Raw genomic sequence first — 4,181 nt, 5'->3', positions numbered from 1 at the left:
GCCTGCGCGGCGGTGACGACGAGCCCGGCGAGCACCCCCCCCGCGCCGCCGCCCGCGAGGAGCAGCGCCGCAGGGCGTGCCCGCCGTCCAGCGTCGCCCGCCTCCGCGGCGCCGGTTTCCGGCTCCGGTGCGGGTTCGGGCTCCGGTGCGGGCTCGGGCTCCACGGCCGCGGCCTCGACGCGCGCGACCACGCCCTTCCGCGGCACCTGCGGCAGATAGGCGGCACGGGGCACGGGCAGCAACTCCGTCCCCGGCACCGGTTCCTGCTCGCCGCCGGGGTCCGCCCCGCCCTCGGCGTCGTCCTCGCCGCCGGCCGCGGGCGCGCGCATGACGTACGGTCTGATCAGCCGCCGCTCGGTCCGCTGCGCGGTCGTCGGCGTGTCCGGTTCCTGCGCCGCGGCCTCCGCGCACGCGCAACCCGGCCTGCCGTCCTCCTTGAGCGGCGCGAAGCACCGCGGACATCCGTCGGATGGCACTGGCGTTCCCCTCCAGTTCGATGCCGACGATTATGCAAGCAGGTTGCGGTTCCCGCGGCCCCTTCGCCCCCGGCCGCTCGCCGATCGGGTCGGTCGAATCACCCCACGGCGCGACGAATCCGTCGCATACTGGCGTCGCCCCCCGCACGGCCGAGGCTCTCGGCTGCCCTCGGGGAGGCCCCACATGGACAACGACCGCACCTTCGGCGTCACCGCCTGGATCATCACGTTGACCATCGCGGTCGTCGCGCCGCTGGCGGTGGTGCTCTATCTCCTGCTGTAGACCCGCCGACGACCGCCCGTAGCTACGTAGTTAGGAAAGTTTCCTTCCAGTCTTGACGGCGTGGGGAAAGGTCCCTAGCTTTCCGGCCACACCCATCTGCGCTCCGGATGGCATGACCCCCACACACTGGAGACCCCCATGCGAAGGACCAAGCCCCTCCTGCTCGGTTCCGCAACCGCCGCGACCGCGGCCCTGCTCCTCGCCCTCACCCCGCAGCTCAGCGCCGGAGCCGACGAGGGCCCCGGCGCCGGCACCCGGGACGCCCGCGGCTCCCGCGACGCGCCGGCCGCCGCGCCGGCCGCCGCCCCGCTTGGCTCGCCCGTCGCCGAGAACGGCCGCCTGGCGGTCTGCGACACGAAGCTGTGCAACCAGGACGGCCGGGCCGTCCAGTTGAACGGCATGAGTTCGCACGGCACCCAGTGGTTCGAGCGGTGCCTCACCGACGGCTCCCTCGACGCGCTGGCCCACGACTGGGACGCGGACGTGCTGCGCGTCTCCACCTACGTCCAGGAAGGCGGCTACGAGACCGACCCCGAGCGGTTCACGGAGATCGCACAGCGCGTCGTCGACCAGGCGATCGAGCGCGGCATGTACGCCGTCATCGACTGGCACATGCTCAGCCCCGGCGACCCGAACGCCAACACCGAACTCGCGAAGCGCTTCTTCACCGACATGGCCGCCAGGTACGCCGACCAGCCGGGCGTCTTCTACGAGATCGCCAACGAGCCCAACGGCGTCGGCTGGGCGTCGGTCAAGTCGTACGCCGAGGAGATCATCCCCGTCGTCCGGCGGCACGACCCCGACGGCGTCGTCCTCGTCGGCACCCGCGCCTGGTCCTCCTTCGGCGTCTCCGACGGCGCGGACGAGCGCGAGGTGATCGAGAACCCCGTCGACGCCGACAACATCATGTACACGTTCCACTTCTACGCCGCCTCGCACGGGGACGAGTACCTGCGGACGCTCTCCCGCGCCGCCGACGAACTCCCGGTGTTCGTCACCGAGTTCGGCACCCAGAACTACGCGGGCGAGGGCGCGAACGACTTCGCGATGTCGCAGCGGTACCTGGACCTGATGAGGGAGAAGGGCATCTCCTGGACCAACTGGAACTTCTCCGACGACCACCGCTCGGGCGCGGTGTTCCGGGAGGGCACCTGCAACGGGGACGAGTGGACGGGCACCGGCGTGCTGAAGGAGGCCGGGGTCTGGATCCGGGACCGCATCAGGGAGTGACGGCGCACGCGCGAAGACCGCGGGACCGGCCCGGAGCGGGCCGGTCCCGCGGCGGTTCCCCCACCCCTGGGGGAGGGCTGCCCGGCCCGTCCGGTCAGCCGACGTTGATGTTGGAGTTGCCGCTGCTCTGGTAGCCCTCCGTCGCCATGATCATGTAGTAGGCGAAGTTGCCCAGCTGCATCCCGGCCCGGGCCCAGGCGTCGAAGTGCGCGCCGGTGTTGATCGTGCCGCCCACCCGCTTGGACCGGTTGACGCTCCAGAACTGCGGGAAGGTCGCGGTGCCCTCGACGGACGGGGCGTTGTACCGCATCGTGCGATAGATGTCGTACGTGACCCCGTCGCTGCTGACCGAGCCCCTGCCCTCGCCGGTGGGCCGGTACGTGCCGTAGCTGTCGACGATGTAGTACTCGACGAGCGGGTTCGAGGTCCAGCCGTAGAGGCAGAGGTAGCCGTTGCCGGACGGGTTGAAGCTGCCGGAGTAGCCCACGTTGCGGCGGCTGCCGTTGCTCCAGCCCTTGCCGCAGACGAAGTTGCCGGTGTTGCCCCACGAGGTGCTGTAGTTGCCGCCGCCGCCCAGGGTCATCGAGACCGTGCCCTGCGCGTCGGTCCAGAACGAGTAGAAGTACCCGTTGTGGTTGCCCGTCTGGTTGGTGGTGATGGTCTGGGCCTGCGCGGCTCCGGCGGACGCGAAGGTCGCCGCGGACGCGCCGAGTACGACTGCTCCGGCGCGGCCGGCGAACTGCCGGCGGCTCAGACCGTGGGGGGTGCCGTTCGTGTTCATTCTTCCTCCTCGTCGCGGCAGGCGGAGGGCCTGCCGTCGGGCCAGGGTGGCGCCGAACGGGTCATGCGCCGCCAGTGTTGGACCGCCGGGGGAGGGTGTCAACAGTTTCGACCGCAATTCCGAAACATTACTGCGCGGCTACGCGGGGGTGCGAGTGACGTCCGTGCAGCTCACATGGATGTTCCTGGTGAGGGCTGCGGGGTTCCTCGATCCAGTCAGGGTTTCGAGATCGCTTGTGGTGCCCGGCAGGAGCGAAACTTTCGTTCGCCGGGTCGGCGGTCTGCGGTCACGTGACCTGGTCGGAGCGGCCGAGGTAGCGGAACGCGCCGCCGCGGGCCTCGTAGAGGAAGCTGGCCTCTTCCGCACGCAGGAGATGCAGCAGGCCGCCGCTGAAACGGATCGGCTTGGCGACGCCCGTGTGGCTCACCTCGACGATCCGCTCGGCGACCTGCCCGGCGACGATGTCCGGGCCGCCGCCCAGCGCGCCGAGCGCGGTCGCGATCAGGTGCACGGCGTCGTACGCCTCGGCGGCCCACCGGGGCGGCGTGCCGTCGTAGCGCTCGCGGTACGCGGCCGTGAAGGCGCGGGCCGCCTTGGTCTTCGCCTGCTCCGCCGCCGTGTACGGCGCGCCGAACACCCAGCCCTCGGCCGCCTCGCCGGCCTCGCGCAGGAACGCCGGCCGCATGACCGGCTCGTACGACGTCCGCGGGCCCTCGAAGCCCGCCTCGGCGACCGCGCGTGCGCACGCCGCCGCGCGCTCCGGGGCGAGGCCGACGTAGACGACGGCCTCCGGCCGCGTCGCCAGGGCCGCGGCGACGGCCGCGTCGAAGCCGGCCGACGGCGCCGCCGGGTGGAAGCCGATGTCGCCCTCGCCGGGCGGCGTCTGGCGCAGGGACTCCAGGATCTTCCGGGTCGCGTCGCCCGCGGCCTCGTCCTCCACCACGGCGGTGCGCACCACGCCGCGCACCCGGGTCAGGTAGTCGAGTGTCGGCAGGTGGTGGTATGCCCCCGACAGCCGGGTGACGACGAAAGACTGGATCTCGCCCGTGGACACCCCGGCCGCGTCGGAGTCGACCGACACGTCCACGACCGGCATCGACTCCGCCCCGTACAGCGGCAGCGCGGCGCGCAGCGTCCGGACCGTCGTCGGGCCGAGCACCGCGCGGACCGACTGCTCGCGCAGCACCCGGCGCGCCACGTCCCGGGCCCGTTCGGCCTGGCCGCCGTCGTCGAAGGGGACGAGGGAGAGCCGGAAGCCGGCGTCGCTGCGGGCGTTGTGCTGCGCCACGGCGAGCCGGGCGCCGCGCTCGTGCGCGATGCCGGCCGCCTTGTGACCGCCCGTCAGGGCGGCGTGCAGGGCGATGGCGTGGGTGGGCAGGTTCCGCGGGGCGCCGCCGCCCTCGCCGGAGCC

3 protein-coding genes and 1 pseudogene are annotated in these 4,181 nt (G+C 72.6%); 1 reads left to right on the top strand and 3 read right to left on the bottom strand.

The genetic code is table 11. The annotated features are described in order from the left end of the window. Nucleotides 1-329: pseudogene (locus ABD317_RS34145) on the bottom strand (hypothetical protein); the annotation flags it as partial. A gap of 568 nt (nt 330-897) precedes the next feature. Here ABD317_RS34145 and ABD317_RS34140 point away from each other — a divergent pair. Beyond that, nucleotides 898-1,989: a glycoside hydrolase family 5 protein gene (locus tag ABD317_RS34140; protein ID WP_344295268.1), complete on the top strand. Its 1,092-nt coding sequence runs from the start codon at nt 898-900 to the stop codon at nt 1,987-1,989. Between the two features lie 94 nt (nt 1,990-2,083). On the opposite strand, the gene ABD317_RS34135 is transcribed toward ABD317_RS34140, so the two are convergent. After that, nucleotides 2,084-2,770: a glycoside hydrolase family 11 protein gene (locus ABD317_RS34135; protein WP_344295266.1), complete on the bottom strand. Its 687-nt coding sequence runs from the start codon at nt 2,768-2,770 to the stop codon at nt 2,084-2,086. A gap of 286 nt (nt 2,771-3,056) precedes the next feature. Next, a partial coding sequence (locus tag ABD317_RS34130; protein ID WP_344295264.1) for an ABC transporter substrate-binding protein occupies nt 3,057-4,181 on the bottom strand: 1,125 nt, incomplete at its 5' end.

Origin of the sequence: Streptomyces synnematoformans (genome assembly GCF_039531005.1) — a bacterium.
Lineage (GTDB): Bacteria > Actinomycetota > Actinomycetes > Streptomycetales > Streptomycetaceae > Streptomyces > Streptomyces synnematoformans.
Note: the sequence above shows the minus strand (reverse complement) of the source record. Positions and strands in the feature narration are given on the sequence as shown.

Excerpts from the sequence above, each read along its gene's own strand:
- ABD317_RS34135 (WP_344295266.1), bottom strand. The coding sequence starts at position 2,770 with ATGAACACGAACGGCACCCCCCACGGTCTGAGCCGCCGGCAGTTCGCC.
- ABD317_RS34140 (WP_344295268.1), top strand. The coding sequence starts at position 898 with ATGCGAAGGACCAAGCCCCTCCTGCTCGGTTCCGCAACCGCCGCGACC.